The organism is Streptomyces sp. NPDC047130, from assembly GCF_040643475.1.
GTDB lineage: Bacteria > Actinomycetota > Actinomycetes > Streptomycetales > Streptomycetaceae > Streptomyces.
The window spans coordinates 360,602-386,705 of the sequence record NZ_JBEYUK010000003.1 but is presented as its reverse complement, the minus strand read 5'-3'; the positions used below and the strand labels follow the sequence as shown (position 1 = coordinate 386,705).

At 74.0% G+C, this 26,104-nt stretch carries 21 protein-coding genes; 12 read left to right on the top strand and 9 right to left on the bottom strand.

The genetic code is table 11. From position 1 onward, the window contains the following. The first annotated feature begins 116 nt into the window (after positions 1-116). On the top strand, positions 117-791 hold the full coding sequence (locus ABZ836_RS06885; protein WP_361140052.1) for a TetR/AcrR family transcriptional regulator: 675 nt from the start codon (positions 117-119) through the stop codon (positions 789-791). A gap of 153 nt (positions 792-944) precedes the next feature. Here the strand turns inward: ABZ836_RS06885 and ABZ836_RS06880 are convergent, their stop codons facing one another. After that, positions 945-1,889: a LysR family transcriptional regulator gene (locus ABZ836_RS06880; protein ID WP_361140049.1), complete on the bottom strand. Its 945-nt coding sequence runs from the start codon at positions 1,887-1,889 to the stop codon at positions 945-947. 120 nt (positions 1,890-2,009) lie between these two features. On the opposite strand from ABZ836_RS06880, the gene ABZ836_RS06875 reads away from it, so the two are divergent. Next, positions 2,010-2,771 (top strand): sulfite exporter TauE/SafE family protein, encoded by a 762-nt coding sequence (locus tag ABZ836_RS06875; RefSeq protein ID WP_361140046.1) that lies wholly within the window; start codon positions 2,010-2,012, stop codon positions 2,769-2,771. Between the two features lie 270 nt (positions 2,772-3,041). On the opposite strand, the gene ABZ836_RS06870 is transcribed toward ABZ836_RS06875, so the two are convergent. From ABZ836_RS06870 to ABZ836_RS06860, 3 genes are all read right to left on the bottom strand, one after another. After that, positions 3,042-4,079 (bottom strand): aldo/keto reductase, encoded by a 1,038-nt coding sequence (locus ABZ836_RS06870; protein ID WP_361140043.1) that lies wholly within the window; start codon positions 4,077-4,079, stop codon positions 3,042-3,044. A gap of 51 nt (positions 4,080-4,130) precedes the next feature. Further along, the gene (locus tag ABZ836_RS06865) at positions 4,131-4,955 is read right to left on the bottom strand and encodes an NADPH-dependent oxidoreductase (protein WP_356128062.1); all 825 of its coding nucleotides are present in this window, start codon (positions 4,953-4,955) and stop codon (positions 4,131-4,133) included. A 115-nt stretch (positions 4,956-5,070) separates the two neighbouring features. Continuing rightward, complete coding sequence (locus ABZ836_RS06860) at positions 5,071-6,177, bottom strand: LLM class flavin-dependent oxidoreductase (RefSeq protein WP_356128059.1); 1,107 nt, start codon at positions 6,175-6,177, stop codon at positions 5,071-5,073. Between the two features lie 573 nt (positions 6,178-6,750). Between ABZ836_RS06860 and ABZ836_RS06855 the strand changes: the two genes are divergently transcribed. The 5 genes from ABZ836_RS06855 (at position 6,751) to ABZ836_RS06835 (ending at position 12,836) form a co-directional block, all read left to right on the top strand. Next, positions 6,751-8,325 carry a Re/Si-specific NAD(P)(+) transhydrogenase subunit alpha gene (locus ABZ836_RS06855; protein WP_356128057.1) on the top strand — a complete coding sequence of 525 codons (1,575 nt, stop codon included), beginning with the start codon at positions 6,751-6,753 and terminating at the stop codon, positions 8,323-8,325. Positions 8,326-8,331: 6 nt separating this feature from the next. Continuing rightward, a complete protein-coding gene (gene pntB / locus ABZ836_RS06850; protein WP_356128054.1) occupies positions 8,332-9,810 on the top strand; it encodes a Re/Si-specific NAD(P)(+) transhydrogenase subunit beta in 1,479 nt (492 codons plus the stop codon). A 246-nt stretch (positions 9,811-10,056) separates the two neighbouring features. Next, positions 10,057-10,596, top strand: coding sequence for a hypothetical protein (locus ABZ836_RS06845; protein ID WP_356128051.1), 540 nt, complete (start codon positions 10,057-10,059; stop codon positions 10,594-10,596). 137 nt (positions 10,597-10,733) lie between these two features. Further along, positions 10,734-11,921: a spore photoproduct lyase family protein gene (locus ABZ836_RS06840; RefSeq protein ID WP_356128048.1), complete on the top strand. Its 1,188-nt coding sequence runs from the start codon at positions 10,734-10,736 to the stop codon at positions 11,919-11,921. Positions 11,922-11,996: 75 nt separating this feature from the next. Further along, positions 11,997-12,836, top strand: a complete 840-nt coding sequence (locus ABZ836_RS06835) for an endonuclease/exonuclease/phosphatase family protein (protein ID WP_356128045.1) — start codon at positions 11,997-11,999, stop codon at positions 12,834-12,836. 45 nt (positions 12,837-12,881) lie between these two features. On the opposite strand, the gene ABZ836_RS06830 is transcribed toward ABZ836_RS06835, so the two are convergent. Then, positions 12,882-13,778, bottom strand: coding sequence for a glycoside hydrolase family 19 protein (locus tag ABZ836_RS06830; protein WP_356128042.1), 897 nt, complete (start codon positions 13,776-13,778; stop codon positions 12,882-12,884). 395 nt (positions 13,779-14,173) lie between these two features. Between ABZ836_RS06830 and ABZ836_RS06825 the strand changes: the two genes are divergently transcribed. The 4 genes from ABZ836_RS06825 to ABZ836_RS06810 all read left to right on the top strand — a co-directional run bounded on the left by ABZ836_RS06825 (position 14,174) and on the right by ABZ836_RS06810 (position 21,003). Further along, on the top strand, positions 14,174-16,138 hold the full coding sequence (locus ABZ836_RS06825; protein ID WP_356128039.1) for an acyl-CoA dehydrogenase: 1,965 nt from the start codon (positions 14,174-14,176) through the stop codon (positions 16,136-16,138). Positions 16,139-16,200: 62 nt separating this feature from the next. Continuing rightward, the gene (locus tag ABZ836_RS06820) at positions 16,201-17,712 is read left to right on the top strand and encodes a hypothetical protein (protein ID WP_361140035.1); all 1,512 of its coding nucleotides are present in this window, start codon (positions 16,201-16,203) and stop codon (positions 17,710-17,712) included. A gap of 225 nt (positions 17,713-17,937) precedes the next feature. Beyond that, on the top strand, positions 17,938-19,134 hold the full coding sequence (locus ABZ836_RS06815; RefSeq protein ID WP_361140032.1) for a M23 family metallopeptidase: 1,197 nt from the start codon (positions 17,938-17,940) through the stop codon (positions 19,132-19,134). 336 nt (positions 19,135-19,470) lie between these two features. Then, on the top strand, positions 19,471-21,003 hold the full coding sequence (locus ABZ836_RS06810) for an acyl-CoA synthetase (protein ID WP_361140029.1): 1,533 nt from the start codon (positions 19,471-19,473) through the stop codon (positions 21,001-21,003). Between the two features lie 53 nt (positions 21,004-21,056). Here the strand turns inward: ABZ836_RS06810 and ABZ836_RS06805 are convergent, their stop codons facing one another. The 4 genes from ABZ836_RS06805 to ABZ836_RS06790 form a co-directional block, all read right to left on the bottom strand. After that, positions 21,057-22,094, bottom strand: coding sequence for an LLM class F420-dependent oxidoreductase (locus ABZ836_RS06805; RefSeq protein ID WP_361140027.1), 1,038 nt, complete (start codon positions 22,092-22,094; stop codon positions 21,057-21,059). 73 nt (positions 22,095-22,167) lie between these two features. Further along, positions 22,168-23,322, bottom strand: a complete 1,155-nt coding sequence (locus tag ABZ836_RS06800) for a CaiB/BaiF CoA-transferase family protein (RefSeq protein WP_356128025.1) — start codon at positions 23,320-23,322, stop codon at positions 22,168-22,170. Continuing rightward, positions 23,322-23,480, bottom strand: a complete 159-nt coding sequence (locus ABZ836_RS06795; protein ID WP_356128022.1) for a hypothetical protein — start codon at positions 23,478-23,480, stop codon at positions 23,322-23,324. Before ABZ836_RS06795 ends, ABZ836_RS06800 begins: the two co-directional genes overlap by 1 nt. Before the next feature lie 172 nt (positions 23,481-23,652). Then, positions 23,653-24,414: a 3-hydroxyacyl-CoA dehydrogenase gene (locus tag ABZ836_RS06790; RefSeq protein WP_356128020.1), complete on the bottom strand. Its 762-nt coding sequence runs from the start codon at positions 24,412-24,414 to the stop codon at positions 23,653-23,655. 344 nt (positions 24,415-24,758) lie between these two features. Between ABZ836_RS06790 and ABZ836_RS06785 the strand changes: the two genes are divergently transcribed. Next, entirely contained in the window at positions 24,759-25,931 is a 1,173-nt protein-coding gene (locus ABZ836_RS06785; protein ID WP_356128017.1) for a thiolase family protein, read from the top strand. Positions 25,932-26,104: the final 173 nt, after the last annotated feature.

Sequence of the window (26,104 nt, the reverse complement as noted above, 5' to 3'; positions counted from 1 at the left end):
GCGGGCGGCGTCCGGCGTTATCGAGACGGGTTAGTATCGGTACGGCGGAGTACCGGTACGCAGCCGTATCGATGGGGTGGGCGGGGTGCCTCGCACCGGGCGGAAGGGAAGAGGAGATGGCCTCGCAGACGGACGAGGTGGTGCGGCCGGGCGGCTCGTCGCGTCGGTCCAGGATCACGCCCGAGCGTGAGCGGGAGTTCTTCGACGCCGTGCTCGAACTGATCCGGGAGAGCGGCTACGAGGCCGTCACCATGGACGGCGTGGCCGCCGCGACGCGGTGCAGCAAGTCGACGCTCTACCGCCAGTGGAAGACCAAGCCGCAGTTCGTGGCAGCCGCGCTGCGGGCCCGCCGCCAGGGCCGGTTCGCCGACGTCGACACCGGGTCGCTCGCCGGTGATCTGCGGAAGGTGGCCACCGTCATGGGGGAGCGGTCCGGCAGGGACACCCGCCTGTTCCAGGCGCTGGGCCACGCCGTCACGGTGGACAGCGAACTCCGTGGCGCCCTCCGGGAGTCACTGGTCGCCCCCGAGGTCGCCGAACTGGAGGCGGTCCTGCGCAGGGGAGTCGACCGGGGCGAGGTCCCCGCCGGCCATCCGGCGCTGCCCTTCGTGCCGGACATGCTCTTCGGCGTGCTGCGCATGAGGCCGGTCGTCTCCGGCCGGTACGCCGACAGCGACCACATGGTGCGGTTCGTGGACTCCGTCGTCCTGCCCGCCCTCGGGGTCGATCCCGGGGCCGATGGCGGGGGCGATCCCGGGTCCGATGGCGGGGTCGATCGCCGGGGCGCCTGAAAGACCGGGCCGGCCGCCCGTGGGATGAGGCGGCGGGTCTGAGCGTGCCGCACGTGGGGACGGCGCGGCACGCGACACGGACCGGGTGGAACGCCTCCTCGAGCGGGGAGACGTTCCACCCGGTCCCGCCTCGCCGGCGCGGGCGGCGGTGGGCTACTCGCCGCTCCCCGGTGGCCGTGGCCATGCCGTGGCGGGCGGGAAGGCGGGCTCGGACGAGGCCGCCCGGCGCAGGTGCTCGGCGAGCGCCGCGGTGGCCGGGGACGCCGCGTGGTCCTTGTTGCCCCAGGCCAGCAGGTGGTGGCGGCGGGCCCAGGCGTCCCGCAACGGGCACACGTCGACGGGCAGGCCGGGGCCGACGGCCCGGCGCGGTACGACGGCGAGCCCGGCGCCGGCGGCGGCCAGGGAGACGAGCACGTTCAGGTCGGCGACCGTGGTGCGGTGGCGCACGACCGGGGCGTGCGGCCCGAGGCGCTTCTCGATCCAGCGGCGCAGCGAGGAGCCCGCGTCGAGGCCGACGAGGGGGTGCTCGGCGACCTCGCCGTAGGTCACCGCGGACCGTCCGGCCAGGACGCCTCCGGCCTGGCCGATCGCGACGAGGGAGTCGTCGCCGAGGGGTTCCGTCCGCAGGCCGCGGTCCCCGGCCTCGTTGTCCAGGACGACCCCCAGATCCGCCGCTCCCTCGGCGAGCAGCCGCACGGTCCGCGGTGTGCGGCTCTCGGCCACCGTGACATCCGTGTCCGGGTGGGCGCGGAGGAACGAGATCAGGGCCTGCGGCACCAGCCGGTGCATCGCGGAGCCGCCGCCCAGCAGGACCAGGGGAGCGGTCGGCGGGCGGGAGTAGCTCGCGACGGCGCTCTCGAGCCGCGCGGTCCGGTCGAGCACGTCGCGGGCGTGGCGGGCCAGGGTCGTCCCCGCCGGTGTGGGCCGCACGCCCCGGCGGCCACGGACGAGCAGCGTCACGCCGGCCTGGTGTTCCAGCGAACGCACCCTGGCGCTGGCCGAGGGCAGGCTCAGGTGCATGCGGTGGGCGCCCGCCGTGATGGATCCCTCCGTGACGATGTGGAGGAACAGCCGCAGGTCGTCCAGGTCGTAGCGCACCGGCTCAGCCTAAAGCCCACCCTGAAGCCCAGCCGGGAGGTCCTGCCTAAGTCCCAGCCTTAGGCAGGGTGCGCCGATTCCGCATTGTGGAGCCGTGCGGCCACGGGTGATCCTCGGCGGGTGACCGAGTTCCTCCTTGTCCTGCTGGCCGGTGTCGGCGCCGGAGCCCTGAACGCCGTCGGGGGCGGCGGGACGTTCGTCGCGCTGCCCGTCCTGGTCGCCGTCGGCCTGCCGCCGGTGACGGCGAACGCGGTGTCGCGGATCGCGCTGCTCCCCGGCGCGGTGGCCGGCGCGTGGGTGTACCGGCGTGAACTGGTGCCCGTGGGGCCCGCGTCCACCAGGGCGTTGACCGCCGTCGACGTGATCGGCGGTGGCGTCGGCGCCGGGCTGCTGCTCACCCTGCCCGCCGCGTCGTTCGACGTCGCGGCACCGTGGCTGCTCGCCTTCGCCACACTGGTCCTCGCCTTCGGACGCCGCCTCTCCCGGGCCGTGGGGCGGGTCGTGGGACGCTCCGTCGGCATGAGCGCGCGGGCCGTCCTGGTCGGACAGTTCCTCCTCGCCGTCTACGGCGGATACTTCGGCGGAGCCGTAGGCATCCTGATGCTGGCGCTGTGGAGCATCGGCGTCGGTCTCGACCCCGCGGCCGGCAACCCGATGCGGGTCACCCAACTCGCCGCGATCTACCTCAGCGCGTCGGCGCTGTTCCTCGTCGCCTCGGACGCGCTGAGCGCTCCCCTTCCCCTCACCGCCCTGCTGGTCGGCGCGGTGGCCGGGGGCCTGGCCGGCGCCCACCTGGCCCGCCGCCTTCCCTCCCGGCCGCTGCGGGGCATCCTGCTGGCCACCGCCGTGATCACGACCGTCCTGTACTTCCTGCGCGGCTGACCGTGCCGAACCACTCTTCCGCGAGCGACAGCAGCGTTCCTCCGGCAGGTGCGCGCAGTTCCCGCAGCTACCAGGGGAGGTTGCTGTGCACGTGCGGCAGCACGCCGTCTCGCAGGGGTACCGGCCCGACGGTCCGCCGGGCGTCGAGGAACTGGTGGAGCGGTACGTCTCGCCGGCCCTCACCGTCGTCGAGTACCGCCCGCGTGGTGCGCGGCGCCCGGTGCGCGCCCGACCTCCGGCGCCCGCCTCCCGGCGCCCGCCCCCCGGCGGTCAGCCGGGCCGGCCCGTGCCGTGCACGCCGTACTCGTCGACGAGGGCGAGCTCCTCGGCGGTGAACTCCGGGCCGTCGAGCGCCCGCAGGTTGTGGTCGAGCTGTTCGGCGGAGCTGGCGCCGATGAGCGCCGAGGTCACGGCGGGGTTGCGCAGCACCCACTGCAGGGCGAGCTGGGCCAGCGACTGACCGCGGTTCACGGCGAGCTTGTTCAGCCGCGCGGTGCGCTGCCGGTAGGTCTCGTCGATGTGCTCGGGCGTGAGGAAGGCGCTGTTGCGGGCGCGGGCGCCGTCCGGGACGGTCTCCAGGTACTTGTCCGTGAGCAGGCCCTGGGCCAGCGGGGAGTACACGACGAGACCGAACCCCTCCCGGAGCGCGAGCTCGGCGAGGCCGTCGCGGTCGATGCCGCGGTCGTAGAGGGAGTAGCGGGGCTGGTGCACGAGCAGCGGCACCCCCTCGGCCTGCAGCAGCCGCGCGATGGCCTCCGCGCGGTCGGGCCGGTAGTTGGAGATGCCGACGTACAGCGCCTTGCCCGACCTGACGGCCGTGGCGAGGGCGCCGGCGGTCTCCTCCAGCGGCGTCGTCCCGTCGGGGGTGTGGTGGTAGAAGATGTCGACGTAGTCGGTCCCCAGTGCGCGCAGACTCAGCTCCAGGGAGGTCAGCAGCGCCTTTCGGCCGCCGCCGCGGAGGTTGGGGTTGGGCCCGAGGACACCGCCGGCCTTGCTGGAGAGGATCAGCTCGTGCCGGTAGGGCGCCAGCTCCCGGCGCAGGACGCGGCCGAGGATCCGCTCGGCGGCGCGGTGCGGGGGGCCGTAGCGGTTGGCGTTGTCGATGTGGGAGATGCCCAGGTCGAAGGCGTGCAGGATGATGTCGCGCTGGGTGTCGTAGGCGTGGTCGTCGCCGAACTTCTGCCACAGGCCCAGGGAGACGGCCGGCAGATCGAGTCCGGACCGTCCGGCACGGCGGTAGGGCAGGGACGCGTAGCGGTCGTCGGCCGCCTTGTGGACGTCCTCGTAGTGCGGGTACTGCTCGCTCATCGTGCGTTCTCTCCTGTTCGGAAGGGCCGGGGCGTGGGCCTGCCGGGCGGGTCAGCGGGAGGGCAGGTCGCGGCGCTCGAGGACTTCCCGGAGCCGCTCGCGGCCGCTCAGGCTCGCCGGGCCGGCCAGCCGGGCCAGGACGCGCTCGGTCCACGCGCCGGCGAGCCCGTGGGCACGGTTGTAGGCGGCCAGACGCTCGTCGTACGCCGGGAGGGCGGTGTCGGCGGCGCCGGCGTCGTAGGTCTCGCGGTGCAGGACCGCGGTCTGGGGGAGCCGGGGCTTGACGCCGGCGTCCTCCGCGGGGTCGGGACGCCCGACCGCCAGCCCGAACACGGCCACGCTGTGCGGCGGCAGGTTCAGTTCCCCGGCGAACTCCTCGGGGCGGTTGCGGACCGCGCCGACGAAGACCGAGCCCAGGCCGAGCGACTCCAGCGCCACGACCGCGTTCTGCGCCGCCAGCGCCGCGTCGATGACCCCGAGCAGTGTGGACTCCAGGTAGACCGTGGCGTCGAGTGGGGTGCCGTTGCGGTCCGCCAGACGGTGTCCGCGGTCCAGGTCGGCCACCCACACCAGGAACAACGGCGCCTCCGCGACGAACCGTTGCCCCGCCGCCAGGTCCGCGAGCCGCCGCCGGCGCCCCGGATCGGTCACCGCGACGACGCTCCAGGCCTGCAGGTTCGAGGACGTCGACGCCGACGACGCCGCGGCCACGACGGCCCGCAGTTCGTCCTCGGTGACGGGGGTGGGCAGGAAGGAGCGCACCGAGCGGTGACGGAGCTGCTGCTCGATGACCGGCGAACTCGCCGCGAGGACGAAGTCCGGGTCGCCGTAACGGACGCCGGCCCGGTTGACGGTCGTGGGATCGGTGAGGGTCATGAGGGCTGCCTTCGACAAGAGGAAGAGGTAGAGGGAGACGGAGGGCGTGAGGGGGACGGAGGGTGTGGGGGAGAGGGGGCGTGTGGGGGAGAGGGAGGCGGGGCGGCGGCCGGTGTCACGGGCGGACGGGCGCCGGGGCGCCCTCCGACGCGCGGAGCCTCGGCAGCAGCTCGTCGCCGATCCGGATGATCTCCTGCTGGTAGGGCGTGTCCGACAGGACGAAGTGCGAGATGCCGAGCTCGCGGTAGCGCCGCAGCGCCTGGGCGACGTCGTCGGCCGAACCGACCAGCCAGGTGGTCCCGGCCCCGCCGCCGCCGACCGTGCCGGGCGTGGTGTAGAGGCAGGTGTCCAACACCTCGCCGCGCTCGGCGAGTTCGAGCAGCCGCCGCTGGCCCACCGCGGTGCTCCGGTTGCCGACCGCGGCCCAGCCGGGGCCGGCCACGCTCCCGGCCTGCTCGGCCATGGCGGCCACCTTGGCCTCCGCGACGCGCCACGCCTCCTCGGTGGTGTCCCGGACCAGCGTGGTGATGCGCAGGCCGAACTCCAGCGGCTTGTGCCTGCGTCCGACGGTGGTCTCCAGCTTCCTCAGCCGCTCGATGCGTTCGGCCAGGCCCTCCAGCGGCTCCCCCCAGAACAGCTGCACGTCCGCCTCGGCGGCGGCCACCCGCTCGGCGGGCTCCGAGGCGCCGCCGAAGTAGAGGGTCGGGTGCCGGTCCGGGTACCCGTCGGGGTGCGGCAGGACGGAGGAGTTCTCCACGGCGAAGTGCTCGCCCCGGTAGGTGACGTTCTCCTCCGTCCACAGGCGCCGGACCAGGTGGATGAACTCGCGGGTGCGCTCGTAGCGGTTGGCCGGGTCCGTGGTGTGGTCGCCGTAGGCCGCGAGGTTGTCGAGCCCGCTGACGACGTTGACCAGCACCCGGCCGCCGCTCAGGTGGTCGAGCGTGGCGGCGCTGCTCGCGAAGTGGGCGGGCTGCCAGTAGCCGGGCCGCACCGCGATCAGCGGCTTGAACGTGGTGGTGCGGGCGGCCAGCGCGGCGCCCAGCGTGAAGGTGTCGGGGCGGCCCCAGCCGGTGCCCAGCAGCGCACCCTCCCAGCCGTGGTCCTCCACGGTGCGGGCCAGGCCGGTGGAGTGGGCGAGAGTGCCCCAGCCCTGCTCCTCGCCCGCGTCGTCGCCGCGGTGGCCCGGTTCGACCTGGTTGGGTATGTACCACAGGTAACTCATGTCGGTGTCCTGTTCCGTCCGAGCGGGGAGTGGGGCGGGGCGCGTCGGGGCGCACGGCGGCGACGGGCGCGGGGGCGTCGACGGGCGTGGCGGCGCCGACAGCCGCGCTGTCCCGTGCCGTGCCGTGCCGTGTCAGGGGAAGTCCACCGCGACGCGGCGCCGAAGGGCCCGCACCGGAAGGCCGTCGAACCGGCCGGGGGAGGGGGGGGAAGAGCCGTCAGCAGGCGTGACAGGCGCTGGTGGCGATCAGCATGTAATCGACCACCCGGCGGCTGGTCAGCGGGGTCCACGGCATGGCCGAGAGACTGGCATCCGCCGAGAAGGGCGGTCAAGAGCCGCCCCGACCTGTTCGCGGCCCCGTCACGAGGCCGCAACACGCCCCGCCCCGCCCTCCCGGGACGGCGGCGTCCGGTTGCCGCCGTCACGGCCACCGGGTGAAGCACGTCACCGGTCGTCCGCGTTGGCCCGCACCGGCCCGGCCGGTAGGTTCCAGCGATCAAAGGGGAAGGACGCTGTACGACTTCCTCGAACGCAGATACCCCTCGCACCATCCTCTGACGAGAGATACAGGTCATGTCTGCCCAAGAACCCACACACAACCCCCCGCAGCGCATCGGCGTGGTGGCCGAGTCCCTCCCCGGCGAGACACGGGTCGCGGCGACGCCCGCGACGGTGCGGCAGTTGCTGCAGCTCGGTTACGAGGTCGTGGTCGAACCGGGGGCCGGCGAGCCGTCCGGCTTCACCGACCAGGCGTACGCCGACGCGGGCGCCGGGACCGGTGCGGCCTGGGACGCCGACGTCGTGCTGAAGGTGAACGCCCCCTCCGAGGCCGAGATCGCCCACCTGCGGCCGGGCGCGACCCTGGCGTGCCTGCTCGCCCCCGCCCAGAAGCCCGAGCTGCTGCGGACGCTGTCCGACGCCGGGGTGACGGCCATCGCCCTCGACGCGGTGCCGCGCATCTCCCGCGCCCAGTCCATGGACGTGCTCTCCTCCATGGCGAACATCGCGGGCTACCGCGCCGTGGTGGAGGCCGCGCACGTCTTCGGACGGTTCTTCACCGGGCAGGTCACCGCGGCGGGCAAGGTGCCGCCGGCCAAGGTGCTGGTGGCCGGCGCCGGCGTCGCCGGACTCGCGGCCATCGGCGCGGCCTCCAGCCTCGGCGCGATCGTGCGGGCCACCGACCCCCGCCCGGAGGTCGCCGACCAGGTGAAGTCCCTGGGCGGCGAGTACCTGCCGGTGAACGTGGAGCAGGAGGCGAGCACCGACGGCTACGCCAGGGCGACCTCCGCCGACTACGACCGCGCCGCCGCCGAGCTCTACCACCAGCAGGCCGCCGACGTGGACATCGTGATCACCACCGCGCTGATCCCGGGGCGGCCCGCGCCGCGCCTGCTGACGGCCGAGGACGTGGCCGTGATGAAACCGGGCAGCGTCGTCGTCGACATGGCGGCCGCCCAGGGCGGCAACGTCGAGGGCACCGTGCCGGGGCGCACCGTCGTCACCGAGAACGGCGTCACGCTCATCGGCTACACGGACCTCGCCTCCCGGCTGCCGGCCCAGGCCTCGCAGATGTTCGGCACCAACCTGCTCAACCTGGTCAAGCTGCTCACCCCCGGCAAGGACGGCCGGCTGGCCGTCGACTTCGACGACGTCGTGCAGCGGGCCGTCACCGTGGTGCGCGACGGCGAGGTCACCTGGCCGCCCCCGCCGGTCGCGGTGTCGGCCGCGCCCGCCGCCCCCGCTGCACCGGCCGCGCAGCCCGCCGCCGGGTCCGCCGGGGCCGCGCCGGGGAAGACCGGGACGACCCCCGCGGTCCGCTTCGGCCTGATCGGGCTCGGCCTGCTGGCGATGTTCCTGCTGGTGGCCTTCGCCCCGGCCCAACTGGCGCAGAACTTCACGGTGTTCACCCTCGCCGTGGTGATCGGGTACTACGTCATCGGCAAGGTCCACCACGCGCTGCACACACCGCTCATGTCGGTGACCAACGCCATCTCCGGGATCATCGTGCTCGGCGCCCTGCTCCAGATCGGGCACGACAGCCGGATCGTCACCGTCCTGTCCTTCACGGCCATCCTGCTGACGAGCGTCAACATCTTCGGTGGTTTCGCCGTCACCCGCCGCATGCTGTCCATGTTCTCGAAAGGCTGAGCCGAGATGACTTCCCTGACGGCATCCCACGCGGCGGACCTGGTCGCCGCCCTGTTGTTCATCCTCAGCCTCGCCGGGCTGTCCCAGCACCGCACGTCCCGGGCCGGCGTCGTGTACGGCATCGCCGGCATGGGTCTCGCGCTGGCCGCCACGGTCGTGGTGGCGGCCGACTCCGGCACGGCGGGCACGGTCGGGCTGATCCTGCTCGCGACGGCGCTCGGCGCGGTGATCGGCCTCTGGCAGGCACGCCGCGTCGAGATGACGCAGATGCCCGAACTGATCGCGGTGCTGCACAGCTTCGTGGGCCTGGCCGCCGTGTTCGTCGGCTGGAACAGCTACCTGGAGGCGGAGTCCGACGACCGGGTGCGGCAGAACCTGGCGGACGCCGGACTGCTCGGCATCCACCACGCCGAGGTGTTCATCGGCATCTTCATCGGCGCCGTCACCTTCACCGGATCGATCGTCGCCTACCTGAAGCTGTCGGCCCGGATCAAGTCCCGTCCGCTGATGCTGCCGGGCAAGAACGTGCTGAACCTCGGCGCGCTCGCGGCCTTCGTGGCGCTGACGGTCTGGTTCGTCCTCGCCCCGGGCCTGCCGCTGATGATCGCGGTCACCGTGCTGGCACTGGCGCTCGGCTGGCACCTCGTGGCCTCCATCGGCGGCGGCGACATGCCCGTGGTGGTCTCCATGCTGAACAGCTACTCGGGCTGGGCGGCGGCCGCGGCCGGCTTCCTGCTCGACAACGACTTGCTCATCGTGACCGGCGCGCTGGTCGGCTCCTCCGGCGCCTACCTGTCCTTCATCATGTGCAAGGCGATGAACCGGTCCTTCCTGTCCGTGATCGCGGGCGGCTTCGGCATCGAGGCGCCCTCCGCGGGTCCGGAGGAGCAGGGCGAGCACCGCGAGGTGCGCGCGGCGGAGGTGGCCGAGGCGCTGGCCGGCGCCCGCTCGGTGATCATCACCCCCGGTTACGGCATGGCCGTCGCCCAGGCCCAGCACCCGGTCGCCGACCTGACGCGACGGCTGCGCGAGCGCGGGGTCGAGGTCCGCTTCGGCGTCCACCCCGTCGCGGGCCGCCTGCCCGGGCACATGAACGTGCTGCTGGCGGAGGCGAAGGTGCCGTACGACGTCGTCCTCGAGATGGACGAGATCAACGACGACTTCGCCGCGACCTCGGTGGTGCTGGTGATCGGCGCCAACGACACCGTCAACCCGGCGGCGGAGGAGGACCCGGCCAGCCCCATCGCCGGCATGCCGGTGCTGCGGGTCTGGGAGGCGGAACAGGTGATCGTCTTCAAGCGGTCCATGGCCTCCGGTTACGCGGGCGTGCAGAACCCGCTGTTCTTCCGCGAGAACACGGGGATGCTCTTCGGCGACGCCAAGCAGAGCGTCGAGGAGATCCTGCGGGCGCTCGACGCCGACGGGGCGGGCGAGGGCGCCGGCCGCGCGGCGGGCACCGACGGCGGCCTCGCGGTCGCCCGCTGACCACAGCCCCGGCTCGCGGCCGCCGGCCCCGTACCGCGGCCGGGGCGGGGCGCCGCCTCCGGGCCGCCCGGCAGGTCCCGCCTCGGCGGGCCGGGGGTGGGACCGTATCGCGGGGGACGGTGGTCGTGACGGGGCCGCCTTACGGGCGTGGGGTGTGAGGGGTGTCAGCGTGGCGTGCCGTGTCCGGGCGGCGCGCGGGTGAGCATGTGCGGGCCCAGCACCCCCGTCCCGTACCGAGGCGATGCGATGCCCGACCGCGCCGACGGCACCACCCACCGCGAGGGCGTCGCCCCCGGCGAAGGCCCGCGCCGCCGCCCGCCGGAGCGGTGGCTCTTCGGCGGCACCTACGGACTGGTGCTGGCCAGCGCCATGATCTCCGCGCTGGACGCGACGGGGGAGACGGCCGACCCCGGTTCGGACGCGCTCTGGCTGCTGCTCACCGCGCTGGCGTCGGCCGTGGCCCACGGGTACGCGCACGTCATCGCCCACCGGGCGTCGGGCCACGCGGGAGCCGGCACCACCCGGCGGAGGGCGGTGCTCGCCGAGTGGCCCCTGGTCGCCGGCGTGCTGCCCACGGCGGCGCTGCTCCTCGCCGCGCTCGCCGGCTGGTGGAGCGAGGACACGGCGGTGGACGTGGCCCTGCTGTCCAACACCGTCGCCCTGTTCGGCGTGGGGGCCTGGGCCGCCCGCGCCGCAGGCCGCGGCAAGCTGTCCGCCCTCCGAGCAGGAGGAATGGACATGATGATCGGCTTCCTGATCATCGCGGCGAACGCACTGATCCATTAGGGGGCCGCCGCCGGACGGCACGTAAGGTGGGCGAGTGGCCCTCGGCGGGACCGGGTCACCGTCGCCCGCCGGCCCGGGGCCCTCTTCGTGCCGCGGCGGCGACGAGACCGCGACCGTGACTGGACAGGAGCAGCGCTGTGGACGGGACCCCGGCCGCCGCCTCCCCGGCCGCCTCCTCCCCGGACGGCTTCGAGCAGCAGACGCTCTTCGACTGGTCCGCCGAGCCGGCCGCCCCGCCGCAGGGCGGGTTCCGGGACAGCCCCCGGGCGCGGAGGATGCTGGACGTGCGCCAGGTGTACGCCGAACCGGCCGCGCTCGACTCCCCGCGCGGCCGGCAGATCCTGGCGAGGCTGCCGGGGGTCCCCGTCACCGAGGTGCCCGGCCACTGGCGCATCCCCTCCCTCCACGGCGACGACGCCAACGTCGCCCGCTGGACCCGCGTCAAGACCGAGACGCTGGTGCTGGGCGTCAAGCAGACGCTCACCACCCGCCCCAACGGCCGGTCCGCCGACTGGATCGCGCCGGGCGCCTCCAACGGCTGCGCCATGGCGTGCGCCTACTGCTACGTGCCCCGCCGCAAGGGCTACGCCAATCCGATCACCCTGTTCACCAACATCGAAGCCGTCGTCGCCCACGTACGGCGCCACGTCCTGGCGCAGGGCCCCAAGCGGGAGCCCAACCAGTGCGACCCCGAGGCGTGGGTGTACGACATCGGTGAGAACGGCGACTGCTCCGTCGACGCCCTCGTGTGCGACAACACCGCCGACCTCGTCGCCGCGTTCCGCCGGCTGCCCACCGCGAAGGCATCCTTCGCGACCAAGTTCGTCAACCCCGACCTGCTCGCCCTGGACCCGCGGGGCCGCACCCGGGTGCGCTTCTCGGTCATGCCGGAACCGGACTCCCGCGTTCTGGACATCCGCACCAGCCCCGTGCCGGACCGCATCGCCGCCGCCGCCGACTTCCTCGACGCCGGGTACGAGGTCCACTTCAACCTCTCCCCGGTGGTGCTGCGCCCGGGCTGGCAGCAGGACTGGGCCGACCTGCTGGTGCACCTGGACGACGTCCTTCCCGCCCGGGTGAAGCAGCAGGCGGCAGCCGAGGTCATCATGCTCACCCACAACGAGCGGCTCCACGAGGTCAACCTGGGCTGGCACCCCCGCGCCGAGGACCTGCTGTGGCAGCCCGCCGCCCAGGAGACCAAGCGCTCCGAGAACGGCGCCGTCAACGTCCGCTACGCCCGTGACGTCAAGCGCGACGCCTTGGCGCGCCTGCGGGAGCTGATCGCGGCCCACGCCCCGTGGCTGCGCGTCAGGTACGCGTTCTGACCCACGCACCCCCTCGCGGCGTGCGACATTTCCTGGTGCAGGATGGGCTGATCCGTTCACGACGAGGGGGGCCGGGTGGTGGCCGGAAGACTCGGACGGTTGCTCGCGGGTGCGCTGGTCGCGGTCTGCGTGCCGCTGATCGGCCCGGCCGCGCCCGCCGGCGACCTGGTCGCCCGGCCCCTGCCTGCCGAGGCCGTCCGTGAGGTCGTCCCGCACCGGGTCATGACCTGGAACCTCTGCAACCCCTGCGGCGCCCGGAACGCCGACCGGGCGAGGGAGATCGCCACCTACGCCCCGCAGGTCGTCGGACTGCAGGAGGCCTGCGTGGGCGACGTCGAGAGGATCCGCCACTACCTGCGGGCCTACTACGGGCTCGACTACCACGTCGCGTACGGGCCCGTCCTCGGCAGCCGGGGCCGCTGCGGGGGGACCCCGTGGGCCCCCGGCGGCTACGGGCAGGCCGTCCTGTCGGCCGCGCCGATGACGGACCGGGTGTCCGCCGAGTACCCCGACGGCGGCTCGGAGGACCGCGGGTACCTGGCGGTCACGACGCGGGTGGGCGACCGGCCCGTGCGCGTCTTCGTCACCCACCTCGCCCAGCGGCGCCAGGAGTCGGTCCGCGCGGGCCAGGCCGACGTCCTCGCCGCCGCGATCGGCGAGCACGACCGCGCCGTCGTGCTCGGTGACTTCAACGCCGTCCCCGCCGCCCCCGAGCTGGCCCCGCTGTGGTCCGTGGCCGGCGGCGCGGACGCCCGCTGCCGCCCGACGTCGCCGGGCGCGGACTGCCCGACGACGACGGACTGGCGCAGCAGGTTCGACTACGTGTTCCTGCGGGGCCTCACGGCGCACGGGGAGCGGGTCCGGCCCACACCCCACTCGGACCACGACCTGCTGTACGCGGACCTGGACGGGTGAGGCGTGCCGGCACGCCCGGCCGGCCGGGCGTGCCGGGGACACCGGTCAGCAGTACAGGTTGCCGCCGGGGTCGACGCCGAGGATCTGGGCGAAGCGCTGGTAGGTGCTCACCCGGCTCTGCACCTGCGCGGGGTTCCTGCCGTCGCACTCCAGCGAGCCGTTGATGGAACGGATGGTCTGGCCGAAGCCGGCGTTGTTCACCATGGCGTTGTGCGGGGTCATGGTGCCGGGACCGGACTGGGTGTTCCAGTACCAGAGGCCGGTCTTCCAGGCCACGGCCGCGTCCCGCTCGACCAGCCAGGGGTTGTTCAGCAGGTCGATGCCGAGCGCGGCGCCGGCCGCCCGGTAGTTGAAGTTCCAGCTGAGCTGGATGGGGCCGCGGCCGTAGTAGGCGGCCTGGCCCGCGGGACAGCCGTAGGGCTGGCTCCAGTCGCAGTAGTGGGGGTAGTTGGCGGTGTTCTGCTCGACGATGTGCACCAGTCCGCCGGTCTCGTGGCTCACGTTGGCCAGGAACGCGGCGGCCTCCCGCTTCTTGGTGGCCTCGTCGCCGGTGGTGGCGAAGCCGGGGAAGGCGCTGAGCGCGGAGGTCAGACCGCTGTACGTGTAGAAGGAGTTCCGGCTCGGGAACATCTGGTTGAACTGCGCCTCGGTGACCACGAACGAGCCCACCGGCGTGCCGGGGCCGGGCCCGTTGTCGCAGGCGTACGGCTCCCAGTACCAGGTGCTGATGACCGGGTCGTAGCCCGGGTTGGCGTGCTCGGCGCGGTAGGCCCTGCCGTCGGTGTAGCGAACGATGTCACCGGCCGCGTAGGACCTGCCGGCGACCCAGTTCGGATAGCTCGAGCAGGCGGCCGCGGCGGCCTCACCCGCCGGCATGAGCACCGGCGTGACACCGGAGAGGGCGAGAACGGCCACGACGGCGGACAGGCGGCGTCTCGACACGAGATCAACTCCCTTGCGGGCGGGGCCGTGACCCGCCGGAACGGACCGGGCGGCGTGCGCCGGGGCGCGGCCGGGCCGGCCGTGTCGTGGGGGACGGCCGTGGTGGGGGAGCCACACTCAACCGCATTGGTCTGTACCAGTCAAGGCTCGCAATCGGTCAACTCACCGCGGCAGCAGCCGAGTTGCCGCCTTGCCGCCGGTGCCGTCACCGCAGCCGTCACCCGTGCCGCTGCCGCGGACGGTGACCGCTTCCGCCGCACCGGTCGCACCGGGCGCACCGGACACGTCGGGACCCCGGTCACCGTTCCCGCCATGCGGTGGGGAACTGTCCCCCGGACGGCCCTGAGGACCAGGTCCGGCCGCTTGATCGTCCACGTGCGGGGTAGCGCAAGGACATGGCCACCGACGACACCACCGCCGCCGCCGCGAGCGGCTACGTGCAGCCCGAGGTCGACGTCAGGGCACTGACCGACGTGCTCGACGGCGAGTACGCCGAGATCCGCGACCTCGTCCGAACCAATCTGGTGACGTACGCCTCCGTCCTCGAGGAGGCCGAGGAACTCGGTGTCGACGCCTTCCGCGAGCGGGTGCGCGAGCTCGTGGTGGGGATGGCGGCGACCGGGCAGACCGGCATGGGCTTCCCGAGCCGCTACGGCGGCGGCGGCGACATCGGGGCGTCGATCGCCGCGTTCGAGACGCTCGCCTTCGGCGACCTGTCGGTGCTGGTGAAGGTCGGCGTGCAGTTCGGGCTCTTCGGCGGGGCGATCCTCCACCTCGGCACCGAGCGCCACCACGAGGCCTACCTCCCGGACCTGATCACCGGGAAGCTGATGGGCTGCTTCGCGATGACCGAGACCGGGCACGGCTCCAACGTCCAGGCGATCGGCACCGTCGCGCGGTACGACCCCGACGCCCAGGAGTTCGTGATCACCACGGAGGGCGACCAGGCGCGCAAGGACTACATCGGCAACGCGGCCCGGCACGCCGAGCTGGCGGTCGTCTTCGCCCAGCTCGAGGTGGGCGGGAAGTCCGAGGGCGTGCACGCGCTCGTGGTGCCGGTCAGGCGCGACGGCGAGGTGGCGCCGGGCGTCCACATCGAGGACGACGGCCGCAAGATGGGGCTCAACGGGGTCGACAACGGCCGCATCCGGTTCGACGGCGTGCGGGTCCCGCGTGAGGCGCTGCTCAACCGGTTCGCCGACGTCACGCCAGACGGCGTCTACCGCAGCTCGATCGAGAACCCGAACCGGCGGTTCTTCACCATGCTCGGCACCCTGGTGCAGGGCCGGGTCAGCGTCGGCGGGGCCGGGATCAACGTCGCCAAGGTCGCCCTCACGATCGCCACCCGGTACGCGGTGCGGCGCCGCCAGTTCGAGGCGGCCTCGGACCAGGAGGAGCAACTGCTCCTCGACTACGGTCTGCACCAGCGGCGGTTGCTCCCGCTGATCGCGAGGACCTACGCGCTGCACTTCGCGCAGGACGCCGTGCGCGACCAGCTCCACCAGGTGTTCTCCTCCATCGAGGACGACCCGCAGGCACGGCGCAAGCTGGAGGCGCGGGCCGCCGGTACCAAGGCGCTCGGCACCTGGCACGCCACCCGGGTGGTCCAGGAGTGCCGGGAGGCCTGCGGCGGCGCCGGATACCTCGCGGTCAACCGGTTCGCCGCGCTCAAGGCCGACAGCGACATCTTCACCACCTTCGAGGGCGACAACCACGTCCTGCTCCAGCTCGTCGCCAAGGGGCTGCTCACCCACTACGCGAGCGAGTTCGAGGACCTGGACCAGCTCGGCATGGTCCGCTACGTCACCAATCTCGCCGTCGAGACCGTCATCGAGAAGGCCTCGGTCCACAAGCTGCTCGAGCGCGTGCGCGACCTCCTGCCCGGCGGGGACGACTGGGACCAGGAGGCGGGACTGCTCGACTCCGAGTACCAGCTCGCCATGCTCCGCTACCGCGAGGAACACATGCTCGCCGGGCTGGCCCGCCGGCTCAAGCGCGGAATCGACCGCGGGCGCAATCCGGGAGTCGTGTTCTCGCGGGTGCAGGACCACGTCATCGCCCTCGCCCACGCACACGTCGAGCGGCTGGTCCTCGAGGCGTTCGTCGACGCGGTGCGGGCACAGCCGGACGGCGGCAACAAGGTGGCGCTGGGCCTGCTCTGCGACCTGTTCGCCCTCTCGACCATCGAGGCCGACCGGGCCTGGTTCATGGAGCACGGCCGGCTGACCGTCCAGCGGTCCAAGGCCATCAGCCGTGAGGTCGGCTCGCTCTGCCGCAGGATCCGGCCCCTCGCCGTCGACCTGGTCGACGCGTGGGGCGTGCCGCCCGAGATGCTGCGCTCACCCGACCTGGTCGGCTGAACGGCGGGCCGCACGGCCCATGTGGTGGCGCCGCGGACCGGGGCCGGGGCAAGGTGGCGGGCGTGAACGCGCTGTCGGGCGGACTCGCCGCCAACCCCTCCCTGCCGAGCCGGCTCGTGGACCGGCTGATCGCGACGGCGGACGAGGAGCTCGCCCTGGAGCTCGCATACCGCTCCGACCTGACCGAGCGGCAGGCCGCGGCCCTGGTGGCCCGCTACCCCGGGACGGGCGTGCCCTTGGCGCGTGCCGGACGGCTGACACCCGGGCAGGTCGATCCGGCCGAGCTTCCGGACACCGCGCTGGCCCTCCTCGACGAGGGCGCGGGGCCGCCCGAGTGGGCCCGGCTGTTCACCCAGGATGCGGACACCGGCCGCCGGGTGCGGCTGGCCGCCTGCCCCGGGCTCCCGCCGGACGTGGTGGCCGCCCTGGCCGACGACCACGAGGTCGAGGTCGTCGCGGAACTCGCCCTGTCCGCTCCGGCCGAGGTGGCGGTCCGGCTCGCCGGTCACCCGCACGCCGAGGTGCGCTGCGCCGTCGCGGGCAACGAGAACACACCGCCCGACTCCCTGGTGGCACTGCTCACCGGCGAAGGGCTGGAACCGGCTCGGCACTGCCTGGTCTGCGACACGGTACCGGTGCCCTTCGTCCACGATCCGGGCTGCCCGAGCCCCGACTGCGACCTCCCGCCGGGCGCCGACTGCGACGGCGGCCACGCCTCGACGCTGCTGGCGACGAGGGAGCGGGCCCTGCGGAACCCGGCCGTCCCCGGGGAGGTGGTGGTGCGGTTCGCCGGAGACCCGGTGTTCTGGATACGCGAACTCGTCGCCGCACACCCCCGGCTCCCCGCGGACGCCGGCACGCCGCTCGCCGCGGACCCGTCGCCCGCCGTGCGCGGCGCCCTCGCCCGGAACCCGGTGATCGGTACGGACCTCATGCGCACCCTCTCCGCCGACGCCGATCCCGCCGTGCGCAGGGAGCTCGCGCACAACCCGCGGCTGCCGCTCGACCTGCTCGCGGAGCTGACCGGCCGTTTCCGGTCCGGCTGCGGGCCGCTGCCCCGCGTCGCCTCCGCCTCCCCGGCGGAGGTCGCACGGCTCGCCGCGTCCCCGCACGCCGGGCTCCGCGCCCTGGTGGCGGCCCGTGACGACCTCCCCGCCGCGACACGGGACGCGCTGGCCGCCGACCCCGACGCCCAGGTCGCCAAGAACGTCGCCCCCCACCCGGGCCTCGACGAGGCGCTGCTCCGCCGCATGCTGGAACGGCACGGGGAACGCGTCGCGGCGAGGGTGGCGGCCAACCCCGGAGCGACGCCCCTGCTCCTGGCGGAGCTGACCCGGCTCCTCCCCGGGGCGCGGAAGGCGCTCCGGGTCGTCGCCCGGCATCCCGCGGCCCCCGCCGGAGCCCTCGAAGCCTGTCTCGACGACCGGCAGGCCCGCCCCCTGGCCGCCGGCCACCCGCGGCTGCCCGTACCGCGGATCCTCGCGCTGCTCGACGACGGTGACGAGCGGGTGGTGGAGGCCGCGGCGGCCAATTCGTCGCTTCCGGTGCAGGAGATGGAACGGCTCGTGCCGTGAGCACGCGCCACCGGAGACCGCAACGCAAGTGATACACAACCCAGTTGCGGCGGCTGCCGTAGGTGTGGTGCGGCGGCGCCGGGTACACTCGCCGCACTGCTCCGGCAGGGCCTTGTCGTCGGCGAAAGAGAACTGGTGGACGAGCGTCATCCGTCGGAAAGCACGGTCACACATCCTCCGGCCCCCGAGGGGCCGTGGGCGTCGTCCCCGTCGGACGACCCCGCAGTGGTCGGTCCGACGGGCGCCGCCCCGCAGTGGTCCCCGTACGACCAGGACGGATGGGACACCGGCGCGTACGACGGCTACGCGGCCCAGTACTTCGCGGAGGCCCACTTCTCCGCCCACGACACCGGGACGCACGCCACGACCGGCTGGGACACCGGCGCCTACGCCACGACGGGCCGGGACACCGGGTCCCACGACACGACGGGCTGGGACACGGGCGCGTACGACACCACCGGCTGGGACACCGGCGCCCAGTACGCCGTCCGGGTGCCCGAGCAGCCCACCGGTGGTCCCGACGCGGAGGACGGCTGGAGCGAGCGGCCGACCGACACCACCACGCCGACCGACCCGACCACCCCGGACGACACCACCACCCGGGACGACACCGTCCCGCCGCGGCGGCCGGACCACGACGCGAGCCCCGCCGATGTGGTGCCGGAGGCCGGGACCCGCTCCCGCTCCGGCTCGCGGGGCCGCCGCCGCCCGCCGGCCCGGCGTTCACCGCTGCTCACCGTGGCCGTGCCCTCGGTCTGCGCGCTGGGAGTGGCCACCGTGGCCGCGGTCTCGGTGGCCGACCCCTCCGACGAGGCGGCCTCCGCCGCACCGTCCTCCGAACCCAGACCGGTGCGGCCCTCCACCGACGACGCGTTCGCCTCACGGGTCAGCGGGCTCACCGACACGGCCAACGACTTCGGGGACCGGGCCAGCCGCGAGCAGGAACGCGCCGACCTGATGGAGCGGCGCCAGGGCGAGATGCAGAAGGCGGCGGCCGAGGCCGCCAAGAAGGAACGCCTGCGCCCCAAGGTCGTCAGCCCGGTCGCCCAGCGCGGACTGAGCGCCTACTACGGGGCGGCCGGCGCCCGGTGGGCGCGCGGCCACACCGGCATCGACTTCCCCGTCTCCTACGGCACCCCCGTGTTCTCGGCCACCGACGGGGTGGTGAGCACCCGGTCCCACGCGGCCCTGGGGAACATGGTCATCGTGACGGCGAAGGACGGCACCGAGACCTGGTACTGCCACCTCGCCAACTTCAAGCTCCCGCCCGGCGCGGTGGTGAAGGCCGGCGACACCATCGCCTGGTCCGGCGACACCGGCAACTCCAGCGGCCCGCACCTGCACTTCGAGGTGCATCCGGGCGGCGGCCCCGGCATCGACCCGCTGGGCTGGCTGGCCAGCCACAACATCGACCCCACCTGACAGCCGCCCCCGCACCCTCGTCGCACGGGTTCCGCACGCCCGGGCCCTCCTCGGTGACCGCACCGCCGCCTCGGTACGCGTGCGGCGCCTCCTCCGCGCCGCCGGACAGGGGACGGGCGGGAGCCGCCCGCCGCGAAGGGCGCCCGCGCCACCGCCCGCCCGTCCGGCGTGGCGTCCGGGGTGAACGAACGAACGATCCGTCCGCTGCCGTCCGGTCGCGGGTCTTGCCGGGCACCCCGCACCTGCCCTAGAAACGGTCGCAAGCGCCGCCCTCCGCGGCGGACCCGCCGCGGAGCAGGTCACGAAGGGATCCCCATGTATCCGGGTGCCCACGCAGTGAAGGATCCGCGCCGCCCCGCCGTCGTGATGGCCGGGTCCGGCGAGCGGCTGACCTACGGGGAACTGGACGAACGATCCATCAGGCTCGCCGGCGTCCTGCGCTCCGCGGGTCTCCGCCGGGGCGACGTGGTGGCCCTCCTCTCCGACAACTCCCCGCACAGCTACGAGGTGTACTGGGCGGCCGTCCGCTCCGGGATGTACATCACGGCCGTCAACAGCCACCTCACCGCCCCGGAGGTCGCCCACATCGTGCGGGACTCCGGAGCCGCCGCCCTGGTGGTCTCGCACGGCGTGGCCGCCCTCGCCGAGGGGATCGCCGGGGAGACCCCCGACGTGCGGGTGCGGCTCGCCTACGGCGGACCCGTCGCGGGATACGGCGACTACGAGGCCGCGCTGGCCGCCGCGTCCCCGGAACCGCCCGCCGACCAGCCCCGCGGCGCCGACCTGCTGTACTCCTCCGGCACCACCGGCCGCCCCAAGGGCATCAAGCCCGAACTCCCCGACCGCCAGGTGGACGAGCCGGGCGACGTCCTGGTCGAGGTGCTGCGCGCCTTCTACGGATTCGGCCCCGACAGCGTCTACCTCTCGACGGCCCCCGTGTACCACGCCGCCCCGCTGCGCTACGGCGCCTCGGTGCACGCCCTCGGAGGCACCGTCGTCATGATGGAACGCTTCGACGCCGAGGGCGCGTTGCGCGCCGTCGAGCGCCACCGCGTCACGCACAGCCAGTGGGTGCCCACCATGTTCATCCGGATGCTGCGCCTGCCCGAGCGGACGCGCACCGCCTACGACCTGTCCAGCCACCGGGTGGCCGTGCACGCGGCCGCGCCCTGCCCGCCCGACGTGAAACACGCGATGATCGACTGGTGGGGGCCCGTCCTGTACGAGTACTACTCCTCCACCGAGGGCGTCGGGATGACCTTCATCACCTCGCAGGAGTGGCTGCGCAGGCCCGGCTCCGTCGGGCGGGCCGTCCTCGGCGAACCGCGCGTGTGCGACGACGAAGGACGGCTGCTGCCCGCCGGGGAGACCGGCACCATCTACTTCGCCCGCGACGAGAACACCTTCGCGTACCTGGGCGACCCCGAGAAGACCAGGGCCGCGTACCACCCGGAGCACCCCACCTGGGCCACCACCGGCGACATCGGCCACGTCGACGAGGACGGCTACCTCTTCCTCACCGACCGCAAGGCGTTCATGATCATCTCGGGCGGGGTGAACATCTACCCGCAGGAGGTGGAGGACGCCCTCGCGCTGCACCCCGCCGTCCTGGACGTGGCCGTCATCGGCGTCCCGGACGCGGAGATGGGGGAGGCCGTCAAGGCGGTCGTCCAGCCGGCGCCCGGCCACGCCCCGGGGCCGGAACTCGAACGGCGGCTCATCGACCACGTGCGTTCCCGCATCGCCCACTACAAGGCGCCCCGCAGCGTCGACTTCGTCGACGAACTGCCGCGCACCCCCACCGGCAAGCTGGTCAAGGGCAGGCTCAAGGCCCGGTACACGGAGGCCTCCGGGCCGGCGGGGTCCTGACGCCACGCCCAGGCCCGGCGGGCGGGTGCCGTCCGGGTGGGTGAACCACCGCCTCACAGCATGGACTTGAGCGTTTCCAGGTCGGCCAGACGCCGGGCCGGGTCGGGCGACACCGGGTCCACCTGGAGCGTGGTGACCCCGGCCCGCCGGTAGGCCTCGACGCGTTCGGCGACGTACCGGGCCGGCCCGACGAGCGAGATGCCGCGCAGCAGTTCGGCGGGCACCGCGGCGGCCGCCTCCTCCTTGCGGCCGTCCAGGTACAGGTCCTGGATCCGCGCGGCCTCGGCCTCGAAGCCGTACCGGCAGGCGAGATCGTTGTAGAAGTTGCGTCCGCGCGCGCCCATACCGCCGATGTACAGCGCGAGTTGGGGCCGTGCCAGGTCGAGGAGCCCGTCGACGTCGTCACCGATCGCCAGGGGCGCCTGCGCCACCACGTCCAGCGGGCCGAGCGCCGGATCGCGCAGGGCGGACCCCTCGGCCAGCGACTGCCCCCACACCTCGCCGGCCTTCTCCGGGTGGAAGAAGATGGGCATCCAGCCCTCGGCGATCTCCGCGGCCAGCGCCACGTTCTTCGGCCCGATCGCCGCCAGGATCACCGGGATCCGCTCCCGGACCGGGTGGTTGATCAGCCGCAGCGGCTTGCCGAGTCCGGTGCCCCGGTCGGCGGGAAGCGGGATCCGGTAGTGCCGGCCCTCGTGGACGACCTTCTCGCGGCGCCACACCTGACGGCAGATCTCCACCAGTTCCCGGGTCCGGCCGAGCGGCGCGTCGTAGGACACCCCGTGGAAGCCCTCGATCACCTGCGGCCCGGAGGCGCCGATGCCCAGGGTGAACCGGCCGTCCGAGACGTAGTCCAGGCCGGCCGCCGTCATCGCGGTCAAGGTGGGGGTGCGGGTGTACACCTGGAGGATCCCCGAGGCGATCTCCAGGCGTTCGGTGCTCGCCGCGATGTAGCCGAGCTGGCTCACCGCGTCGAAGGAGTAGGCCTCGGCGACGAAGACGATGTCCAGGCCGGCCTTCTCGTAGTCGCCGAGCAGGGCGACGGTCTCCTTGAAACCGCTGCTGTAGCTGAGCGCCATGCCGATCCTCATGCCGTGGCCCTCCTCGTCCGCCGTGCCGTCCGCGACCGTCCGCGACCGTGTCGCGGTGCTGTGCTGACCGGGATCATCCGATGACTCCTCGTGCGGAGAGACTGTCGAGTTCGGTGTCGGTGAGGCCCGCCTCGGCGAGCACCCGACGGGTGTGCTCGCCGACCTCCGGCACCGGGCCGGAGGCGGTGGCGGGCGTGGCGGAGAACCGGGGCGCGGGGGCGGCCCGCAGCGGGCCGTCCTCCTCCAGGAAGGTGCCGCGGGCCGCGTTGTGCGGGTGCCGGGGCGCCTCGGTCAGGGAGAGCACGGGGGTGACGCAGGCGTCGGTGCCCCCGAAGTGTTCGGCCCACTCGTCGCGGGTGCGCCCCGCGAAGACCTCCGCGAACCGCCGGCGCACGGCCGGCCAGGTGTCCGGCGGGCCCTGCCGGGCGCACTGCGGGTCCTCGGCCAGCCCCAGCCCCCGCACCAGCGCCGCGTAGAACTGCGGCTCGATCGCGCCGACCGCCACGTGCCCCCCGTCCGCACAGCGGTAGGTGGTGTAGAAGGGCGCGCAGCCGTCGAAGAGATTGACGCCGCGTTCGTCGCGCCACATGCCCCCGGAGAGCATGCCGTGGGTCATGGACAGCAGCAGCGCGCTGCCGTCGGTCATGGCGGTGTCCACCACCTGGCCCTCGCCGGTCGCCCGGGCGTGGAGCAGCGCGGCGGCCACGCCCAGGGCGAGCAGCATCCCGCCGCCGCCGAAGTCGCCGATCAGGTTGAGCGGCAGCACCGGGTCGCCGTCCGCCGGGCCGATGGCGTGCAGGACGCCGGTGAGCCCGATGTAGTTGATGTCGTGACCGGAGGAGTGGGCGAGCGGCCCGTCCTGCCCCCAGCCGGTCATCCGCCCGTACACCAGGCGCGGGTTGACCGCGAGACATTCCTCGGGCCCCAGCCCCAGCCGCTCGGCGACACCCGGCCGGAAGCCCTCGATCAGCGCGTCGGCGGAGGACGCCAGGCGCAGCACGGCGGCGGCGCCCTCGGGCTGCTTGAGGTCCACGGCGGCCGAGCGGCGCCCGCGCAGCAGCACCGCGTCGACCGGGGTGGTGGCGGCGCCGGGCCGCTCGACCCGGACGACCTCGGCCCCCAGGCCGGCGAGCATCATCCCGGCGAACGGGACCGGGCCGATGCCACCGAGCTCCAGGACGCGCACGCCGGCCAGCGGCCCGCCCGCCGCCCCGCCCCGGGCGGCCATCAGCGGCCCGCCCGGAGCGGCGCGCACACCACGGGCCCGGAGAGCCGGTTCGCCGGGCCGCGCACGGCCTCGGGAGGGCCGAACCGGTGACCCCGGGGGCGGCGGACGGTGACGGCGGCGACGCCGTCGGGGAACGAGGTGCGGACGGCGTCGGGCATCGTGTCTCCGTTGGGGCGGGAGGGCGCGGATACGGGGGAGTGCGCAAGGACTGACGCGCAGGAACTGATGCGAGAGGGCTGAAGCAGAGGGCCGAAGCAGAGGGCCGATGCGTGAGGGCTCCTGTGCGAGGGCTCCTGCGTGAGGGCTCCTGCGAGGGCGCTGAGCCCCGGGCTACTTCGGGGCCATGCGGATGGCGCCGTCGAGGCGGATGACCTCGCCGTTGAGCATCGGGTTGTCCACGATGTGCGCGACCAGCGAGGCGTACTCCTCCGGCGCCCCCAGGCGCGAGGGGTGCGGCACCTGCCGGCCCAGCGAGTCGCGGAGCTCCTGCGGGGCCCGGCCCAGCATCGGGGTGTCGAACAGGCCCGGCGCGATCGTCGCCACCCGGATCAGCCGGCCGGCCAGGTCCCGGGCGATCGGCAGGGTCATCCCGACCACCCCGCCCTTGGACGCCGCGTACGCGGCCTGCCCGATCTGGCCGTCGAAGGCCGCCACCGAGGCGGTGTTGACGACGACGCCGCGGTCGCCGTCGAGCGGTTCGTTGTCCGCCATCGCCGTGGCGGCCAGCCGGATCACGTTGAAGGTGCCGATCAGGTTGACCGTGACCACCTGGGTGAAGCGGTCCAGCGGATACGGCCCGTCCTTGCCGACCGTGCGCGCCGCGCCGCCGATGCCGGCGCAGTTGACGGCGATCCGCAGCGGTCCGCCGGCCGTCGCCGCCTCCACCGCGCGGGTCACATCGCCCTCGTCGGTGACGTCACCGGCCACGAAGGCGGCGCGGTCGCCCAGCCGCTCGGCCACGGCCTCGCCGCCGGAGGACGGCAGGTCGAACAGGACCACCCGGGCACCCGCGGCCAGCAACCGCTCGGCGGTCGCCAGACCGAGGCCCGAGGCCCCGCCCGTGATCAGTGCGGAGACACCGTCGACGCGCATGGAACAACCCCACCTTCCCTGTGGCGGCGCGTGAGCAGCCGCGAAAAGTACTTAGCGATCGTTCAGCAAGGGGCCACTCAGGCAACCACAGGGGCATGACGGTGTCAACGAGGGTGCGGCAAAGGCCTGTTGGCCTCGCATTACGCGCGGGCGGCTGGTCTCCGTGCCGTGTGCGGGACGCGGTGGAGGCCCCTCTGGACAGGAGCCGGACCCGCCGCTAGCTTAGCGCTCGTTCGACAGCTTCACCGCCGCGTCACCACCCCGCGCCCGGCCCCACGGGCCCGCAGAGCAGCGGGAGTTGCCGTGCGCCGGCGGCATCCGCACCCCAGCGAAGGAGCACCGTCATGCGTGACGCGGTCGTCGTCGACGCCGTCCGTACCCCCATCGGCAAGGGCAAGCCCGGCGGTGCCCTCGCGGGCGTCCACCCCACGGACCTGTCCGCGCACGTCCTGCGTGCGCTCGCCGAACGCAACGGCCTGGACCCGGGCACCGTCGACGACGTCGTCTGGGGCTGCGTCTCCCAGGTCGGCGAGCAGGCCGGCTGCATCGGCCGCTACGCCGTCCTCGCCGCGGGCTGGCCCGAGCACGTGCCCGGGCTCACCATCGACCGGCAGTGCGGCTCCTCGCAGCAGGCCGTGCACCAGGCCGCCGCCGGGGTGATCGCCGGCCAGTACGACATCGCCGTGGCCGGCGGGGTGGAGTCCATGTCGCGGGTGCCGATGGGGGCCACGCGTGCCGAGGGGCGGTTCGGGGAGGCGTTCGGCCCGCTGGTCGCCGAACGCTACGACCACCACGTCTTCAACCAGGGCATCGGTGCCGAGATGATCGCCGAGGAGTTCGGCCTCGACCGCGCCGCCCTGGACGAGCACGCCCTCGCCTCGCACGCCAAGGCCGCCCGGGCCGCCGACGAGGGCCGGTTCAAGAACCAGATCGTGCCCGTCACCGTCACCGGCGAGGAAGGCGCCGCCCGGGAGTTCGACACCGACGAGGGCGTGCGCCGCGGGGGGACCCTGGAGGCCATGGCCGCGCTGAAGACCCCCTTCAAGGAGGACGGTGTCATCACCGCGGGCAACTCCTCGCAGATCTCCGACGGGGCCTCCGCCCTGCTGATCACCACCAGCGAGATCGCCCGGCGCAACGGCTGGACCCCGATGGCGCGCTTCCACACCGGGGTGGTCGTCGGCGCCGACCCCGTCACCATGCTCAAGGGCCCCATCCCCGCCACCCGCAAGGCCCTCGACCGCGCGGGCCTCGCCCTGGACGACATCGGCGTCTTCGAGATCAACGAGGCCTTCGCCTCCGTCTCGCTCGGCTGGCAGCGGCAGACCGGCGCCGACCCGGCCCGGCTCAACCCCAACGGCGGCGCCATCGCCCTCGGTCACCCGCTGGGCGGCTCCGGCGCCCGCCTGATGACCACCCTCGTCCACCACATGAGGGACAACGGCATCCGCTACGGCCTCCAGTCCATGTGCGAGGGCGGCGGCATGGCCAACGCCACCATCCTCGAACTCCTGTGACGCCCGTGGCCGCGGGGTGAGCGGGTCGCCCCGCGGCCACGGGAGGCGGCGCGAGGGCCGTTGACGGGTCGCACCCCCTCCAGCGCCGCCGTGGGCGTGGCCACCGCCCGGGGGACGGAGGGGTGAGCGCATGACGGAGGAGAACGCCGATCCGCACCACACCACCGAGCATC